This is a genomic window from Spirosoma panaciterrae DSM 21099, assembly GCF_000374025.1.
Classification (GTDB): Bacteria; Bacteroidota; Bacteroidia; order Cytophagales; family Spirosomataceae; genus Spirosoma; species Spirosoma panaciterrae.
This window is the reverse complement of record NZ_KB893184.1, coordinates 350035-365789: the sequence shown is the minus strand read 5'-3', so window position 1 is coordinate 365789 and position 15755 is coordinate 350035. Positions and strand designations below refer to the sequence as shown.

At 50.1% G+C, this 15755-nt stretch carries 13 protein-coding genes and 1 tRNA gene; 8 read left to right on the top strand and 6 right to left on the bottom strand.

The window, feature by feature from the left end; translation table 11 throughout:
- Window positions 1–91: 91 nt before the first annotated feature.
- From B153_RS0115760 to B153_RS0115750, 3 genes are all read right to left on the bottom strand, one after another.
- Window positions 92–850, bottom strand: coding sequence for a succinate dehydrogenase/fumarate reductase iron-sulfur subunit (locus tag B153_RS0115760; RefSeq protein ID WP_020597695.1), 759 nt, complete (start codon window positions 848–850; stop codon window positions 92–94).
- 70 nt (window positions 851–920) lie between these two features.
- Window positions 921–2858: a fumarate reductase/succinate dehydrogenase flavoprotein subunit gene (locus tag B153_RS0115755; protein WP_020597694.1), complete on the bottom strand. Its 1938-nt coding sequence runs from the start codon at window positions 2856–2858 to the stop codon at window positions 921–923.
- Window positions 2859–2970: 112 nt separating this feature from the next.
- Complete coding sequence (locus B153_RS0115750) at window positions 2971–3666, bottom strand: succinate dehydrogenase cytochrome b subunit (protein ID WP_026262194.1); 696 nt, start codon at window positions 3664–3666, stop codon at window positions 2971–2973.
- Window positions 3667–3982: 316 nt separating this feature from the next.
- On the opposite strand from B153_RS0115750, the gene fabD reads away from it, so the two are divergent.
- From fabD to B153_RS38695, 6 genes are all read left to right on the top strand, one after another.
- On the top strand, window positions 3983–4858 hold the full coding sequence (gene fabD, locus B153_RS0115745) for an ACP S-malonyltransferase (RefSeq protein ID WP_020597692.1): 876 nt from the start codon (window positions 3983–3985) through the stop codon (window positions 4856–4858).
- Window positions 4859–4982: 124 nt separating this feature from the next.
- Window positions 4983–5053 (top strand) — tRNA-Gln (locus B153_RS0115740).
- Between the two features lie 348 nt (window positions 5054–5401).
- Complete coding sequence (locus B153_RS0115735) at window positions 5402–5596, top strand: hypothetical protein (RefSeq protein WP_020597691.1); 195 nt, start codon at window positions 5402–5404, stop codon at window positions 5594–5596.
- Between the two features lie 96 nt (window positions 5597–5692).
- Window positions 5693–6070, top strand: coding sequence for a hypothetical protein (locus B153_RS0115730; RefSeq protein WP_020597690.1), 378 nt, complete (start codon window positions 5693–5695; stop codon window positions 6068–6070).
- 143 nt (window positions 6071–6213) lie between these two features.
- A complete protein-coding gene (locus B153_RS0115725) occupies window positions 6214–7437 on the top strand; it encodes a glucuronyl esterase domain-containing protein (protein WP_020597689.1) in 1224 nt (407 codons plus the stop codon).
- A gap of 178 nt (window positions 7438–7615) precedes the next feature.
- Window positions 7616–7744, top strand: a complete 129-nt coding sequence (locus tag B153_RS38695) for a hypothetical protein (protein ID WP_281167737.1) — start codon at window positions 7616–7618, stop codon at window positions 7742–7744.
- 147 nt (window positions 7745–7891) lie between these two features.
- Here the strand turns inward: B153_RS38695 and B153_RS0115715 are convergent, their stop codons facing one another.
- The 3 genes from B153_RS0115715 to B153_RS0115705 form a co-directional block, all read right to left on the bottom strand.
- Window positions 7892–9427 carry a RagB/SusD family nutrient uptake outer membrane protein gene (locus B153_RS0115715; RefSeq protein ID WP_020597687.1) on the bottom strand — a complete coding sequence of 512 codons (1536 nt, stop codon included), beginning with the start codon at window positions 9425–9427 and terminating at the stop codon, window positions 7892–7894.
- 70 nt (window positions 9428–9497) lie between these two features.
- Entirely contained in the window at window positions 9498–12848 is a 3351-nt protein-coding gene (locus B153_RS0115710) for a SusC/RagA family TonB-linked outer membrane protein (RefSeq protein ID WP_020597686.1), read from the bottom strand.
- A 48-nt stretch (window positions 12849–12896) separates the two neighbouring features.
- Entirely contained in the window at window positions 12897–13766 is an 870-nt protein-coding gene (locus B153_RS0115705) for a hypothetical protein (RefSeq protein WP_020597685.1), read from the bottom strand.
- A gap of 397 nt (window positions 13767–14163) precedes the next feature.
- Between B153_RS0115705 and B153_RS0115700 the strand changes: the two genes are divergently transcribed.
- Window positions 14164–14538: a DMT family transporter gene (locus tag B153_RS0115700; protein ID WP_020597684.1), complete on the top strand. Its 375-nt coding sequence runs from the start codon at window positions 14164–14166 to the stop codon at window positions 14536–14538.
- Window positions 14539–14880: 342 nt separating this feature from the next.
- Window positions 14881–15747, top strand: coding sequence for an STAS domain-containing protein (locus B153_RS0115695; protein WP_020597683.1), 867 nt, complete (start codon window positions 14881–14883; stop codon window positions 15745–15747).
- Window positions 15748–15755 lie beyond the last annotated feature (8 nt).

The window sequence follows — 15755 nt, the reverse complement described above, 5'->3', positions numbered from 1 at the left end:
TTTGTCATATTCTATCAGAAATCGACTACTTAAAAAAAATCCGGCCCTTCCTCATCGAGTAAGCACCGGATTTTTTATACCAATACACGAATCAACCCTGAATGTTGTCAGAGGTTAGTTTCGCGCCTAAATATTCACGGTTCAACCGGGCAATGTGGTCGAGTGAGATCGATTTCGGACACTCAACCGAACAGGCCCCTGTAAACGAACAGGCGCCAAACCCTTCAGCGTCCATTTGAGCTACCATTCGTTCAGCCCGCTCTTTATGCTCAGCCTTACCTTGTGGTAAAATAGCCAGTTGCGACACTTTCGCCGACACAAACAGCATGGCCGATGCATTTTTACAGGCCGCTACGCAGGCTCCGCAACCAATGCAGGCAGCCGCATCCATCGCTTCGTCGGCAATGCTACGCGGAATCAGAATTTCGTTGGCATCGGGAGCCGAACCCGTGTTGACGGAAACATAGCCGCCAGCCTGGATGATCCGGTCGAAAGCGAGCCGGTCTACCATCAGGTCTTTAATGACGGGGAAAGACCGAGCCCGCCAGGGTTCTACCACAATGGTATCGCCATCGTTGAACGAACGCATGTGCAACTGGCAGGTAGTAGCACCCGTTTGTGGGCCATGCGGCCGCCCATTGATGTACATGGAACAGGTCCCACAAATACCTTCCCGGCAATCATGGTCGAAAGCAACAGGCTCCTCGCCTTTGCGAGTCAGCGAATCGTTTAGTACATCGAACATCTCCAGAAACGACATATCTTCCGATACGTTATCCAGTTGATATTCGACCAGTTTACCCGGTGTATTACTATTTTTTTGTCTCCAGACTTTGAGATTGATTTTCATAGCTGTAGTGGCTAATCAATAGCCGTCAGCCGATCGGTTTCAGAACCGAACGATCGGCTGACGAATACTATTATTTGTAACTCCGCTGTGTCAGTTTTACGTTTTCAAATACCAGTGGCTCTTTGTTCAGGATTTCCGGTTTACCCTCACCCTGATATTCCCAGGCAGCTACATAGGCAAAGTGTTCGTCATCGCGAAGGGCTTCACCATCGGGGGTTTGGTACTCCTCGCGGAAGTGACCACCACACGACTCATTCCGGTGCAGCGCATCATCGACCATCAGCTCACCCAGTTCGATAAAGTCGGCAACCCGGCCAGCCTGTTCCAGAGCCTGGTTCATTTCTTCGGCATCGCCCAGCACTTTTGCATTCGACCAGAACTCGTTCCGCAACGCCTGAATTTTTTGCTTGGCAATTTTCAACCCTTCAGCCGAACGAGCCATACCGCAGTATTCCCACATAATATGGCCCAGTTCTTTGTGCAAATCATCGACAGGGCGATCACCTTTAATGCTCAGAAGTTGCTTGATCTGATCCTGGATTTTCTTTTCAGCCTCTTTGAAAGCCGGCGCATCAACGGGAATTTTGTCGGCTGGCCCAATCGTAGCCAGGTAATCACCAATGGTATATGGGATAACGAAATACCCGTCGGCCAGCCCCTGCATCAGTGCCGAAGCGCCCAGTCGGTTTGCACCGTGGTCAGAGAAGTTGGCTTCACCCAGGGCATACAGACCCGGAACGGTGGTCATCAGGTTATAATCGACCCACAAACCACCCATCGTATAGTGAACAGCCGGATAAATCATCATCGGCGTTTCGTACGGATTCTCTCCAGTGATTTTTTCGTACATCTCGAAGAGGTTACCGTACTTGGCTTCGATGGTTTTATGCCCATCGCGCTTGATAGCGTCGGCAAAATCGAGGTATACGGCCAGACCTGTTTTCGATACGCCACGGCCCTCATCACACATATTTTTCGCATTCCGGGAGGCTACGTCGCGGGGTACAAGGTTCCCGAACGATGGATACCGGCGTTCCAGGAAGTAGTCACGCTTATCTTCAGGAAGGTCGGTTGGTTTCAACTGGCCTTTCCGAATTTTCTCAGCATCTTCTACGGTTTTGGGTACCCACACCCGCCCATCATTCCGAAGCGATTCGGACATCAGCGTGAGTTTCGACTGGTAGTGGCCCGATACAGGAATACAGGTTGGGTGAATCTGTGTAAAGCAGGGATTGCCAAACAAAGCCCCTTTTTTGTGTGCCCGCCAGGCAGCCGTTACGTTACAGCCCATCGCATTCGTAGACAGATAGAATACGTTGCCATAACCACCCGTACACAGCAGAACGGCATGCCCTGAGTGCGATTCGATTTTCCCGGTGACCAGGTTCCGAACGACAATACCTCGTGCTTTGCCCCCTTCTACAACGAGATCAAGCATTTCGGTACGGGTATAGAGTTTCACTTTCCCGTTGGAGACCTGACGGCTCAGAGCCGAATAGGCTCCCAACAGCAGCTGCTGACCCGTCTGACCACGGGCGTAGAATGTCCGGGATACCTGAGCGCCCCCAAACGAACGGTTGGCCAGTACTCCACCGTATTCACGGGCAAACGGTACGCCCTGAGCCACACACTGGTCAATGATATTGACACTTACTTCGGCCAGCCGGTGAACGTTTCCTTCCCGAGCGCGGTAGTCGCCCCCTTTAATGGTGTCGTAGAATAGCCGGAATACACTGTCGCCGTCGTTCTGGTAATTTTTCGCGGCATTGATTCCTCCCTGCGCGGCAATCGAGTGCGCCCGACGAGGGCTATCCTGATAGCAGAACGCTTTTACATTATACCCCAGCTCAGCCAGCGAAGCGGCAGCCGAAGCTCCCGCCAAACCCGTACCAACTACAATAATATCGTATTTACGCTTATTTGCGGGGTTTACCAGCTTCAGCGCAAACTTATGCCGTGCCCATTTCTCGGCTAAAGGGCCTTCGGGGATTTTAGATTCCAGTTTCATGCTTTAAAGAGCGAAAGACTGAAAGAGCGAAAGAGCGAAAGAGTAACCCGCCATTATAGAAGTGAATTCTGACGCAGAATATTCGCCATTCACTCTCTCGCTCTTTCACTCTTTAAATTATATTGTGAACCTGTAAATACACGTAAATTGGCATGGCTGCGAAAGCTGCCGGAATGATGATGGCAAAAAAGTACTTGCCCAGAAACTCAATAACCGGGGTGTATTTTTTATGCCGGATGCCCAACGTCTGGAATCCACTCTGGAAACCATGCCATAGATGATAGCCAATAGCCACCATACAAATGACGTAGAGAACAACGTACCATAACTCACCAAAAGCCACCTGCACAACCGCATACAAATCCTTGTACTCCTTTCCATCGTACTCCGCCATGGGCACCGATCCGAAATGCATTTCGTACCAGAATGTTCGCATGTGAATAACAATGAACAGCAGCAAAATGGTCCCCAGAATACCCATATTCCGCGATGCCCAGGCACTGTTTGCTTCGGGCTTGCTGTAGGCATACTTGATGGGGCGAGACGCCTGGTTATGGCGCGTTAAGACAAAAGCCATCAGCGCATGAACCAGAATCGACGTGTAGAGGAGGTAGGAGATGGTGATAATAAGCGGGTTGTGGGTCATGAAGTAAGTATACTCATTGAAAGCCCGACCGCCATCGCCTTTAAATAACTGGAGATTTCCAGCCATATGTACAATCAGAAATGAACTTAGAAACAGTCCCGTCAGCGACATGATAACCTTTCGACCGAGGGAGCTGGATAGCGTTTGTGTTACCCAAGCCATAGGATGAACGACACGAAAAATTTAGTGGTAAACAATTGAAAAAAAGCCGGTTTGAACGGCGCATCAAAACTAAGCCACAAACCCGATGGAAACAAGTTATAGACCTTTTCTGAACGGTTTTATGGTTTATTTACAGCCGATATAAATTAATCGAAATCAACGACTGACCTGCTCAACACTACGTTGTAGGTGCTTGTTAGAGAAGTTGACACATTTCTGTGGAAATAGACAGCAAACGTAGCTTCGTTTTGAACAACCACAATAATCCATCTATTTTGCAGTCAATAGCCATTTTATTCACTAATAGGCTCATCCAATGAAAGCATACGTTTTTCCCGGTCAGGGTTCTCAGTTTCGGGGTATGGGGCAGGATCTCTACCAGGCCTCCGAAGCCGCCCGCCAATTGTTCGACCAGGCCAATGAGGTGCTGGGGTATAACCTGACCAGCATTATGTTTGAAGGCTCTGACGATGAACTCAAACAAACCATTTATACTCAGCCTGCCGTTTTTGTTCACGGTGTTGTACTAGCCCTCACAACGGAGTCATTTGCGCCTGCTATGGTAGCGGGTCACTCACTGGGCGAACTGGCCGCACTCACGGCTGCCGGTGTCCTGTCGTTTGCGGATGGACTAAGCCTGGCATCGGTACGCGCTACAGCCATGCAACGGGCCTGCGATCTGGCGCCCTCAACCATGGCCGCTGTACTGGGCCTGGCCGACGAAGCCATCGAAAGCGTATGTGCTGAGATTACTGAAGAAATTGTCGTTCCTGCCAACTACAATTGCCCTGGCCAGGTCGTTATTTCGGGCAGCGTAGCGGGTATTCAACTGGCCGAAGAACGGTTGAAAGCAGCCGGAGCCAAACGCGTTGTCCCACTGGCTGTCAGCGGGGCTTTCCATTCGCCCTTTATGGAGCCAGCCCGCACCGAATTTGCCGAGGCTGTCGAACGGATGACTTTCCACGCACCTCGCTGCCCGGTATATCAGAATGTAAATGCCCAAGCCGTTACCGACCCGGTACAACTTAAAGCCAATCTCATTGCGCAATTGACTTCGCCGGTTCGCTGGACGCAGTCCGTAGAGCGGATGGTAGCGGATGGAGCTACTGAATTTTTTGAGTGCGGTCCGGGAAAAGTTTTACAGGGTCTGGTCAAAAAGATCAGCCCAGCTACACCCGTGGCCGGAATTTAAGCGAGCTAGCCTGCTGTAAATCAATGTCGAATCGAATTTTCAGCTAAAAGAGACACTTTTTTTTAGATCAGAATTTGTTTTTAACTCCCATAATCTGTTACCTTTGCACTCGCAAATGCAAAATAGCCCGATAGTATAAGGGTAGTACGACAGATTTTGGTTCTGTTTGTCTAGGTTCGAATCCTGGTCGGGCTACAAAAAGCAAAGTGCACACTTCATTAAATCCCCTGTAAATTTCGCGTTTACAGGGGATTTTGCATTTCGGGTATTTTAAACCGATCATCGATTCGTACCGGGCCTTATCGAAGGTACACGGTTGTCTACTCCGCCGACCAGTGCCCGACTCGCCAACAAGCGGCATAGGAGGCATGGGGAAATGAGTACGCCCTATTTTTATTTTGCTATATATAATACAACTATGATACAGTAGCCGTATTTTTGCCATAAATCCATAGAGCAACGCTCCCGTGCCTGAATGTGCTTTCCCCGGCTCCATCAGGCCATATGTGTGGATTTTTCCAGGTCCTCTAATTACTCTATACTATGGCAAGCAAAAAACAGATCATTCGGGTCGCATTCGATGTTTTAGATGAACGGAATCATAGTCTCTTTACGAATGGCAATCTATCGATTACGGCTGCTGATCCCGATGAAGCGATTGATCAGGTATTTGCCCAGATGCAGCGACAGTTTAATCGACCGGATATTCGGCTTACACGCGTGCGTATATGTGCCTGAGCGGTTTTCCAGGCTCATAAAACCAGTCTGCCGGGGTGTACGGATGGGTTCTCTATGACCCGTCAACGTTTGGAATAGTAGACCATGACGTAAGGAATGAATCAACGTATTAGTTTTAACGATCTAGAGACATCACCCTATACTGAACTCGTTCGGAGTCTGGCCTTAGAATGGGCACTGGCCGAACTGCCTGCCCAACGGCTCACGTATGGAGATTATCTGACCAACATTCGAATATTGTTACTGACAACGCAGGATGCGAACCGGACCGCACAGATTGTGAAGGCTGTACTGACTCAGGCTATCAGGCTGCATAAACCCTCGGAGTGGGTAGAGCAGGAGTTGAAATTTGAAGGCATGGTGGAAGGAGCCGATCGGGCAGATTTTCTCCGCTTCGAGCTTCAGCAGGCTGGCACCCTGGACGATGCCACTTTGGATCAATATAATGAACGCATAAGGCGGTTTAATCCGTAACCGTATACGGCTTTATGCCCCCATCGGCTGCTTCGCATCTTAATTGACTGGCAAGTAATTCCGCAAGGCTGGCTGCTTATTCTCCCGATTCGTTTGCCGGATCGGCCCGATTTGTGGCCTACTACTTCAGCCGTGCATATCCAATGAGCAAGCTTAGTACAGTCTGTACGTCATTTTACGTCAGCCTTTTTCTGTTGTCTGTACTCACCCGTCTTCAGGCACAGCCACAGGTGAATTACGACGAAGCAAAGGTTCCGGCCTATACCCTGCCTGCGGTTTTAAAAACAACGACCAATCGGGCCATCCGCAACAAGACGGCCTGGGAAACGGAACGACGCCCTGAAATAATCCGGCTTTTTGAAGAAAACGTGTACGGGCAAATGCCCAGGTCTTACGATCGGCTTACATATTCGGTAACGAACGAAGATGCCCAGGCTATGGGAGGAAAAGCGACTTTGAAAGAAGTACGTATTGACGTGATCAACCGAACAAAACAGGTGACCATACACCTCGTTCTTTTTGTACCGAACCAGTCGAAAGGCCCCGCTCCGGTTTTTCTGCTGATCAACAACCGGGCTAAAGACAACACCGACCCGACCCGGATTCACAAAAGCGATTTCTGGCCCGCCGAAATGGTTGTTGATAGTGGTTATGCGATTGCGGCTTTTCATGTTAGCGACCTCGCTCCCGACGACACAATCCGGTACGCAACTGGAGTTTTACAACTTTATCCTGACCAGCTAACGGCGCCCAACGGAATGCGGGCCATTGGCGCCTGGGCCTGGGGGGCCAGCCGAGTGCTCGATTATCTGGAAAAGGATGCCGCAATCGACGCTAAAAAGGTGGCTGTAGTTGGGCATTCGCGGGGCGGAAAAGCGTCCTTGTGGGCGGCTGCCGAAGATCCCCGATTCGCCATGTGTATTACCAACTGCTCGGGCAATACAGGAGCCGCTTTATCTCATAGACGTTTTGGCGAAACGATCGCCCGAATCAACACTACGTTTCCCCACTGGTTTACGGACAACTACAAAAAATTCAATAACAACGAAGATGCGTTACCCGTGGATCAGCACATGCTGCTGGCTGCAATTGCCCCACGACCGCTTTACGCGACCAATGCATCGAAGGACCTGTGGGCCGACCCTACCGGGACGTTCCTGGCGTTAAAACAAGCCGAAAGCGTTTATGCTTTATATGGCCTGAAATCCCACCTTCCGGCCAATCCCCCGGCTATTAACCAACCGATCCTAAACGCCCCAATCGGCTACCATAACCGCGAGGGCGAACACAACTTAACGGCCTACGACTGGCGCAATTTCATCCAGTTTGCTAACCTATATTATAATCGTTCCCGAAAACGTAAATAAAGCTAGTACTCCGCTACCCGCTGCTTCGTCGATAGCCTAGTTTGAGAAACGAGTCAGGTCTTACCTTCAATTGTAACAATTTGATAACCTAAAAACGGGTGACTCCAGGCCATCAGGCAGTCCATACTAAAGAAGGACTCAGGCCATCGTCATGCTGGAACACTGGATTAACGAACTTATGAATTTACTGGCCGGTAACAGCCGCTATGTACGTTACTCGCCAACTCGCCAACGTCAATTCGTATTGGGAATTCTTGCTTTTCTGGTACTTACTCTCCTGCTCATCTACTTCGTCGACATCACCTGAGCAGCGAAGACAAAACCTCATCGATCAGAAACTTCGACATCTGGCCAGGTGCACAGATTTTTAAGCGTGTAGGCATCAGGCTACCCAGAATAAGTTGTCGACATATTCTGGGTAGCCCGACGCCCACGCGGTTGATGAATAGTCTATTTAATAGCCCGAATTCTGGTACATTCCCGTCGGATTCAGTTTGTATTCATTGAACGGAATGGGGTAGTAATAGTCTTTCGTACCGAAGTTCGATAACTGAGCCGTTCCATAACCCGACTGGGGTTTCGCTTTAAAATAGCTGACCAGTTCGGCGGGTGTAAAGAAGCGGAGCAGATCGAACCAACGCTGGTTTTCGAACGCCAGCTCAACACGCCGTTCGTGCAGAATCGCCAGTTTCAGCGTAGGGTATCGGGCGCTATAGGCTGGATCGGTTTTGGCCACGTTATAAAGTGGCAATTTGGCCCGTTCGCGCACCTGATCCAGAAAGCCAATCGCCGTCGCTTCATCGCCCAGATACATATTCACTTCGGCCAGCATCAGCATCACATCGGCATAGCGAATCAGCAGCCAATCGTTCCCACCATAGCCACTGGTTCCGGCCGTGGAACTGGCGTCCCGGAATTTGGTAATGAAGTAGTCCTTTACCACGGCTGCGTTGGCGTATTTGATCGAATAATCTTTCCGAATATCACCGTTCTCGTAATCGCTTACCAGGTCGGCCTTTACATTGCCGCCAACGCCCGTAGCTGTTTTGAGCGAATTGATGGTTTCGCCCTGCGCCTGGTTGCTGGCCGCAATGCTCGACGAGTAGTTAATATCGCCCTGTTTATAAACGATCTGGAAAATGGCTTCAGGGTTAGTTGTTTTCTTCGCTACGTCGAACACGTCGGCATACGGAATTTCCTTTAAGGTGCCGAACGTCCGCTTGTTGTAGGCGTTTGTGAGGTAGGTTTTTGCCTGCGCCAGATTCGCAGCCCGATTGGCCTGATCGAGTGTAGTTGCCATAGTCAGATACACCTGCCCCAGCAAGGCATTTCCGGCCACTTTCGATACCCGTCCTTTATCAGCTGCCGAACGAACATCCGGCAATGGACTGTTGACGACATCGGTCAGGTCGGCCACAATCTGTGCATATACGTTCTCTTTCTTTTCGCGAAACGTATTGGTCAACACTTCATCGGCTGTATTGAGCGGTTTTGTCACAAGCGGCACATCGCCCCATTTGCGCACCAGATGAAAGTACGTCAATGCCCGGATGAACTTCGCTTCGGCCTGATATTGAGCTTTTGTGTCGGCATTGGTAAAGGGGATGGTTTCAGAACCCGCCAGTACGCTGTTGGCCCGCGTAATGATCTGATAGAGGGCCGTCCAGTGGGTTTGCAGATACGAGTTGCTGGGCAGTAGCGAAAAATCGTTGAACTGAAACGGCTCACCGGCATTGGACTGGTTATCGTTCCGGCCGGTATTGTCGGACCGTTCTTCGGAAAACAAGCCACTCCCTTCCGCAATGCCGTTGTTGTTACGCAGGGAATTATACACGCCGTTCAGCGCCAGTAGTACATCATTTTCCGTTTTGTAGTAGTCGGAGGTCGCAATGGCGTTTGGATTGGTTTCGATCAGAAAATCCTGACTGCACGAACCCAGCAACAGCAGCGTTACTAGCGGAACGTAGCGAAGTAATGATTTAGATGTCATGGTTATGTCAAAATGAAGGAAGGAGGAAAGCCGACAGCGAACCGCGTACTCTCCTCTCGTCTGAGGTCAGTTAAAACGTGATGCGTGCACCCAGGTTGTAGCCACGAGCCAATGGGTATTTACCGTAATCGACACCCGGCGCCAGGTTAGCCCCGTTGTTGTAATCTACCTCTGGGTTATACCCTTTGTATTTGGTGATGGTAAAGGCGTTGTTGACGTTGATGTACAGCCGTAATCCGCTCACACGCGCTCTGGCTACCAGACTGGCGGGCAGATTGTAGCCCAGGGTCAGGTTCGTGCAGCGGAAGTACGAACCGTTTTGCAGATAAAAAGTCGACAGGCGGGTGCTGTTGCTTTGCGTCCCCCCCCGCGATGCGCGATACACCTGCCCGTTGCCCGGTTGATCTTCGGACCGATACCGATCAGCCACGACCGAATACTGATTACCCGAGCCTTCCATGTTGAACAGGTAATAGTCCTGCCCGTCGAGTACCTGACTTCCGTAAATACCATTGAACGAGGCATTAAAATCCAGAGCTTTGTAGCTGGCGTTTACCGAAAAACCGTAAGTAAATTTTGGATACGGGCTGCCAATCACCTGCTTATCTGCGTCGTTGACAACCCCATCGCCGTTTACATCCTGAAAAATCAGATCGCCGGGACGAAGTGGGTTGGTCGAAGCCGTTGACCGGGCGGGTCCTTTCAGCACATAACCTGCCGGGAACGACTGGGTAGCCGCATTATAAACCGCATTGTCGGCCGCCAGATTATCCATGTCTTTCTGGCGAACCATACCAATAGCCTTGAAACCGTAGAACATGCCGACGGGCTGGCCTTCCTGGGTAATGTGTGTGATGTATGACCGCTCAGCACCCGCCACCAGAATGGTGTTGGCACCGCCCATATTCAAAACTTTATTGCGGTTCAGCGAAATATTCCCACTCAGGTTCAGCTTAAAATCCGGGGTCGAAATGGCCCGGCCATCTATCTGCAATTCAACCCCCTGGTTCCGGATTTTCGAATCGCGCAGGTTGGTCAGGATGCTGGTAGCCCCCGAAATGGCTGAGATGGGCTGGTTGAACAGCAGGTTGTACGAATAACTCAGGTAACCGTTTGCAATCAGCAGGATCCGGTTGTTGAACAAACCCACGTCTACCCCCAGATTATACTGCGAGGTCGATTCCCAGCCGAGTTTCTGATCTTTGATTGGTCCGGAATAAAATGCGGTCTGAATGGTTCCAGATCCGAATACGGCTCCGGTCGGGCTGGCCATCGTTTGCAGGTAGTTGTAGTTGCCCACGTTGTAGTTTCCGGTAAGCCCCCAGCTTCCCCGCAGTTTGAGGGTCGACGAAGAACCGAATACATCGGCATAGAAGGGTTCGTTTGAAAGGGTCCAACCGCCCGAAATCGATGGAAAACTCCCCCAGCGGTTCAGGGGCCCAAAGCGCGACGAACCATCGGTACGGAAAGCAGCTGTCAGATAGTAGCGATCATCATAGTTGTACTCGGCACGCGCCAGATACGACAGCAGCGTTTCTTCCTGTTTGCCCGTGCCGGTAAATCCGACACTGCTCGTAGTGGTGGTCGCGTTTAGAAAGAAGTTGGTGGCGTCGGCTCCTTTGGCCGTGATTTCCTGAACGGCATCATTCTGAAACCCCTGCGCCGACACACTGATCTGGTCGAGGTTCGTCTTTTGGGCCGTGTAACCAATCAGCCCATTAATCCGGTGGCGGCCCAACTGTTTGGCATAGGTAGCCGTAAATTCAGCCAGCAGGTTTTGGGTATTGACCGTTAGCGCCTGAGCAGTAGCGGCAGCAATAGCCTGGGGCGAATAGGGTGGGTTGTTGCCGCTGCTCAGGCTGGTGGGCAGATAGTATTCATATTTTTCGTTGAAGGTTTGCATCCCAACGTTGGCTTTTGCAACCAGCCCCGGAATAATTTCGTAACTGGCCGTACCGTTGAACGTACCGCGAAGTCCTTTGCGGGTGATATTGGTCTCCATAGCCATAGCCACCGGATTCTCGATGGTCTGGTAGCCATAAACCGGCTGTTGAGCGGCCATTTCGTTTTTGATCAGATTGCCATTCTCATCACGCGCCCGGAAAATCGGCGCATAAATCAGCGCTCCCAGAATCGGCCCCTGGTTGAAGCGACCTTCCTGCACTTCGCGATTACTGGTGGAGGTTACGAACATACTGGTACCCACCCTAAACTTTTTGCTTACATCGGCATCGATATTGGCCCGAAAATTCAGCCGCTCCTGTTTCGTAGCCACAATAATCCCCTGCTGGTTCTGGTAACCGCCACTAATCAGGTAGCGAACGCCATTGTTACCCCCTGAGAAGGTTAGGTTATGGCGGCTCATCGGTGCGTTGCGGTATAGTTCGTTCTGCCAGTCGGTATTGTATTTGGGCGTGATCAGTTTCTGATTGGCGAAATCATAGAACTCCGTTGGGATACTGACCGAGGATGCATTGCCCACTTTAGCGATCCGGGTTGCATTATCATCGGAGAACATGGCGTCGGTCCAGGGTTTGCCGCTGTTCTGCACCAGGTCGCGATAGGTATTGTTCCGACCATCGATCACCAGTTGTGCAAATCCGCTGGCATCCAGCAGTTTTACTTTTTTAGCCAGTTGATTGATACCGTACTGGTATTCGTAATCAAACTTGCCTTTCCCTTCTTTACCTCGCTTGGTTGTGATGAGTACCACGCCCCCCGACGCCCGCGAACCATAAATAGCAGCCGATGCAGCATCTTTCAGAATATCGATGCTCTCAATGTCGTTTGGGTTGATGAACACGTCGTTGCCTGCCGGAAACCCATCGATCACATACAACGGATCGGAACTGGCGTTGATGGAGCCTATTCCTCGCACCCGAATTTTGGTACTCACATACGGAGCCCCGCTCACCTGCGACACCTGCACACCCGCCAGCTTACCGACCAGGGCCTGCCCCAGTGTAGGCGCAGCCACGTTTAGCTCGCGGGCTTTTACGTTGGAGATAGCGCCGGTTACATCACTTTTCCGCAAGGTCTGATACCCAACCGCCACTACTTCGCTCAACTGATTGACATCCTCTTTCAGGATTACCTTCAGCGTCGGTTGCGCCCCTACCGTAACCTCCTGTGTGGTAAACCCTACCGACGAAAATACCAGTGTGGCCCCCGTAGGTACATCCATCGAAAACTGACCATTCGCATCCGTAACGGTTCCTTTCCGGGTTTGCTTTTCAACGATGTTGACCCCCGGAATGGGTTGGTTCTGCTCATCGATGACCGTGCCACTAACCCGAACGAGCTGCTCAAGCCGCAAGGTGGTACGAGGGTTGGCCAGCGCTAATTGATGGCTGGCGAGCAGGCTGACCAGCAGCATCAGGCCAAAGAAATACCTGCTCAATGAAATTGAGTAATGATTCATGTCAAGTTGTATAAAATTGGATTAGTTGTACAGAGAAAGCCTGATTGGTTACCAGGAAAGGTTCATGAAATGCACGTTATTCTGCCGCGACGAGGTCACGGCAAGTCCGGTCAGCTTATCGCCAAGGAGCGTAAATCCCTCTAATTCATCCGCTTTGTCGATGTCAACGGTTTTAAGCACCTGTTCCCGCCCTGACTCAATAGACCGTTTGAGGTCAAGAAACGTAAATCGCCAGCGTCGTCCTTCAATTTGATTCTGAATCAGCACAAGCACCCCTTTCGATGGAATCCAATGCAGGTTTTGCACCCAGGGTGAGCAGGTAAATTTTTTAACCACTATACCGGGCTCACTGGTCTTTCTGGCTTTTGCCAGTAGTATAGGATCGTAGAGCCGCACTTCGTTGGCCTGAGCACCATAGTCGGCAGTGGCAACATACCATTTGTTCTGATAACGCACATATTCGGGCCGCGTACCCTGTATGCAGGCATCGTCCTCAATTGTATTCAGCAGGTTGTTGTCCAGCGTACCCGTCCGAAGCAGACCCGCCCAGTTGACCAGATAAATAACCGCCCGCCATTTAGTGCCTTCAGGATTCAAGCGAATGCTGTTACCGATAAATGTTGGCCCCGTCTGGTTGTAGGCAATACCAGTTGGGTGGTTGATCACATCCTGTCCATCGACCGTCAGCTTTACTTCCTGCCCCGTATAGGTAAGGGCATCCTTCCCGACCGTGTAAGCACGAATCATCCCGACTTCCCGATCTCCATACAAGTACACCTTATCCTGCTGATAGCTCACGCCCTGGCAGGCTCCAAGCGAATCGACAGTGAAAGAGGTAGTTAAGCCTATGGACAGGTCCCATCTGAAAAGGGAAGAAAGGCCCGTCAGACCAACCGCAATGAAGAGTAAAGTCTTCATTATCATGCATCTAGTGTTGAGAGAGTGTATTCAGCCAATCGACAAAAAAGAAAACTGAACGAAAGACTTTTCAGAAAAGCCACGAATGAAAGCGCAAAACAAGCAGTTAGAAATTACCCCAGTTTTACCGAAGTATTTCCAAACTGTTATGATTTCCGAGAACTCCAATCAGAACGCCCCATGTTTATCACTTCAACCATGGTAAAAGCTTGGCTTTCAGGACTATCTTTATGAATTGCCTGGTTTTAGAAACCCTGGGTGCCTACCAACGACTCCGATATTTTCAATCGCTCCTGATCCTTAATCAATCAATAATAACCTGGTAACATATAGATCATGCGCGTACTTTACCTTTACAGCGAGCCATTACCTTCTGAGTAAAAATACTCCGTTTATCATGTATGCCTGGTTATTTCTGTTCATTGCTGCACTCTTTCAAACCGGCTGGACGTATTCGCTCAAGTACATGGACTTCGATAAATTGACAGCTTTGCGCTGGAACTCATTCTATTTGCCTGGTGCGGGTTTACCAATCCTGGTACCCTTTTTAGGAAATATTGTATTTGGCCTGATCAATATGTTCTTTTTCTCACTGGCCCTCAAACAGATTCCCACACCCACTGCTTTTGCCATCTGGACGGCCATGACACTGGCGCTGGTCAAAGTGGTTGATGTGATGGTCCTTAGAGCCTCCTGGTCGGTTACCGAACTCTTTTTTCTTCTCCTGATTGGGCTAGGTATTATAGGCTTGAGAGCCTGTTCAGCCACCTAGCCTGGCCTGTAGCTTTCGCCAGCAGAGAGGCCGGGATGGCTCTCGTCAAACAGCATGGTCTGGATTCTGTTACAAATCGTTAGACGAGCCTTATGATCGCCCATGGGCTTGTTTATAGCACCAGCAATTCAGCAACCTTAAATGCCTTCCGAGATTAAAAGAATCAGGTTAATGGCTGGCTTACTATCGACCAATGAATTATTTCAACATATTTACATTTTATAGATCAAAGTCCGTCCAGGCAACCTTACTTTGCCTGGCTTTAGCTTCGCCACTCCCTAATAAATTACCGTAATCGTTAAGTAATTTTTACATTTGCTTGTTTTACAATCAACTTGCCTCATGACCAATAGCGTAGCTCAATTCCTAAAAAAGAATAAGGCCCTCCTTTTAGATACATGGATCCAGAAACAGTTAGCCAGCGATACCCTTCGGGACGATTTAATGACGAATGATGAACTCCGTCTGCAATCCGAAGAATTGGTTGATCTGCTGGTCAAGAGCGTGAACGACAATAATATTGAGCAAACCGAGTCGGCAAGTTTCGATGAATTGTTTGAACTCTTATCAGCCATTTCGATGTCGAGAGCCCGGCAAGGCTTTTCGCCCCGCGAAACTGGCCTGTATATTTTCAGCCTGAAAGAAGCCATTTTTGAGCTGCTTCAGCAGGATCTAAGCAGCGATCCTCTTCTGCTCTTCAAAACAAGCCTGAAATTCAATCGGCTGCTGGATAGCTTTGGCGTGGTTACGTTCGAAACGTTTATAAAAGGCCGTGAGGAGGTTATATTCCGGCAAACCGAAGAGATCAGCGACATTTCTACGCCCGTAATTCAGGTGTGGGACGGTATTCTTGCCCTTCCCATCATTGGTACGCTGGACAGCGCCCGAACGCAGGTGGTTATGGAAAGCCTTCTCCAGAAAATTGTTGACACGGGTAGCGGCATCGCTATTCTGGATATTTCCGGCGTTCCGGCAGTCGACTCCCTCGTGGCGCAACACCTGATCAAAACCGTCAGTGCGACCCGACTGATGGGTGCCGACTGCATCATCAGCGGTATCCGGCCCGAAATAGCCCAGACCGTCGTTCATCTGGGTATCGACCTGTCCAATATCATTACCAAAGCTTCGCTGGCCAGTGCCCTCAAACATGCATTCAGTATGAACAGGCTGACGGTGAAACGAGCAGAATCCGAAAAGAAAGTCTTATAGCGTCGTTA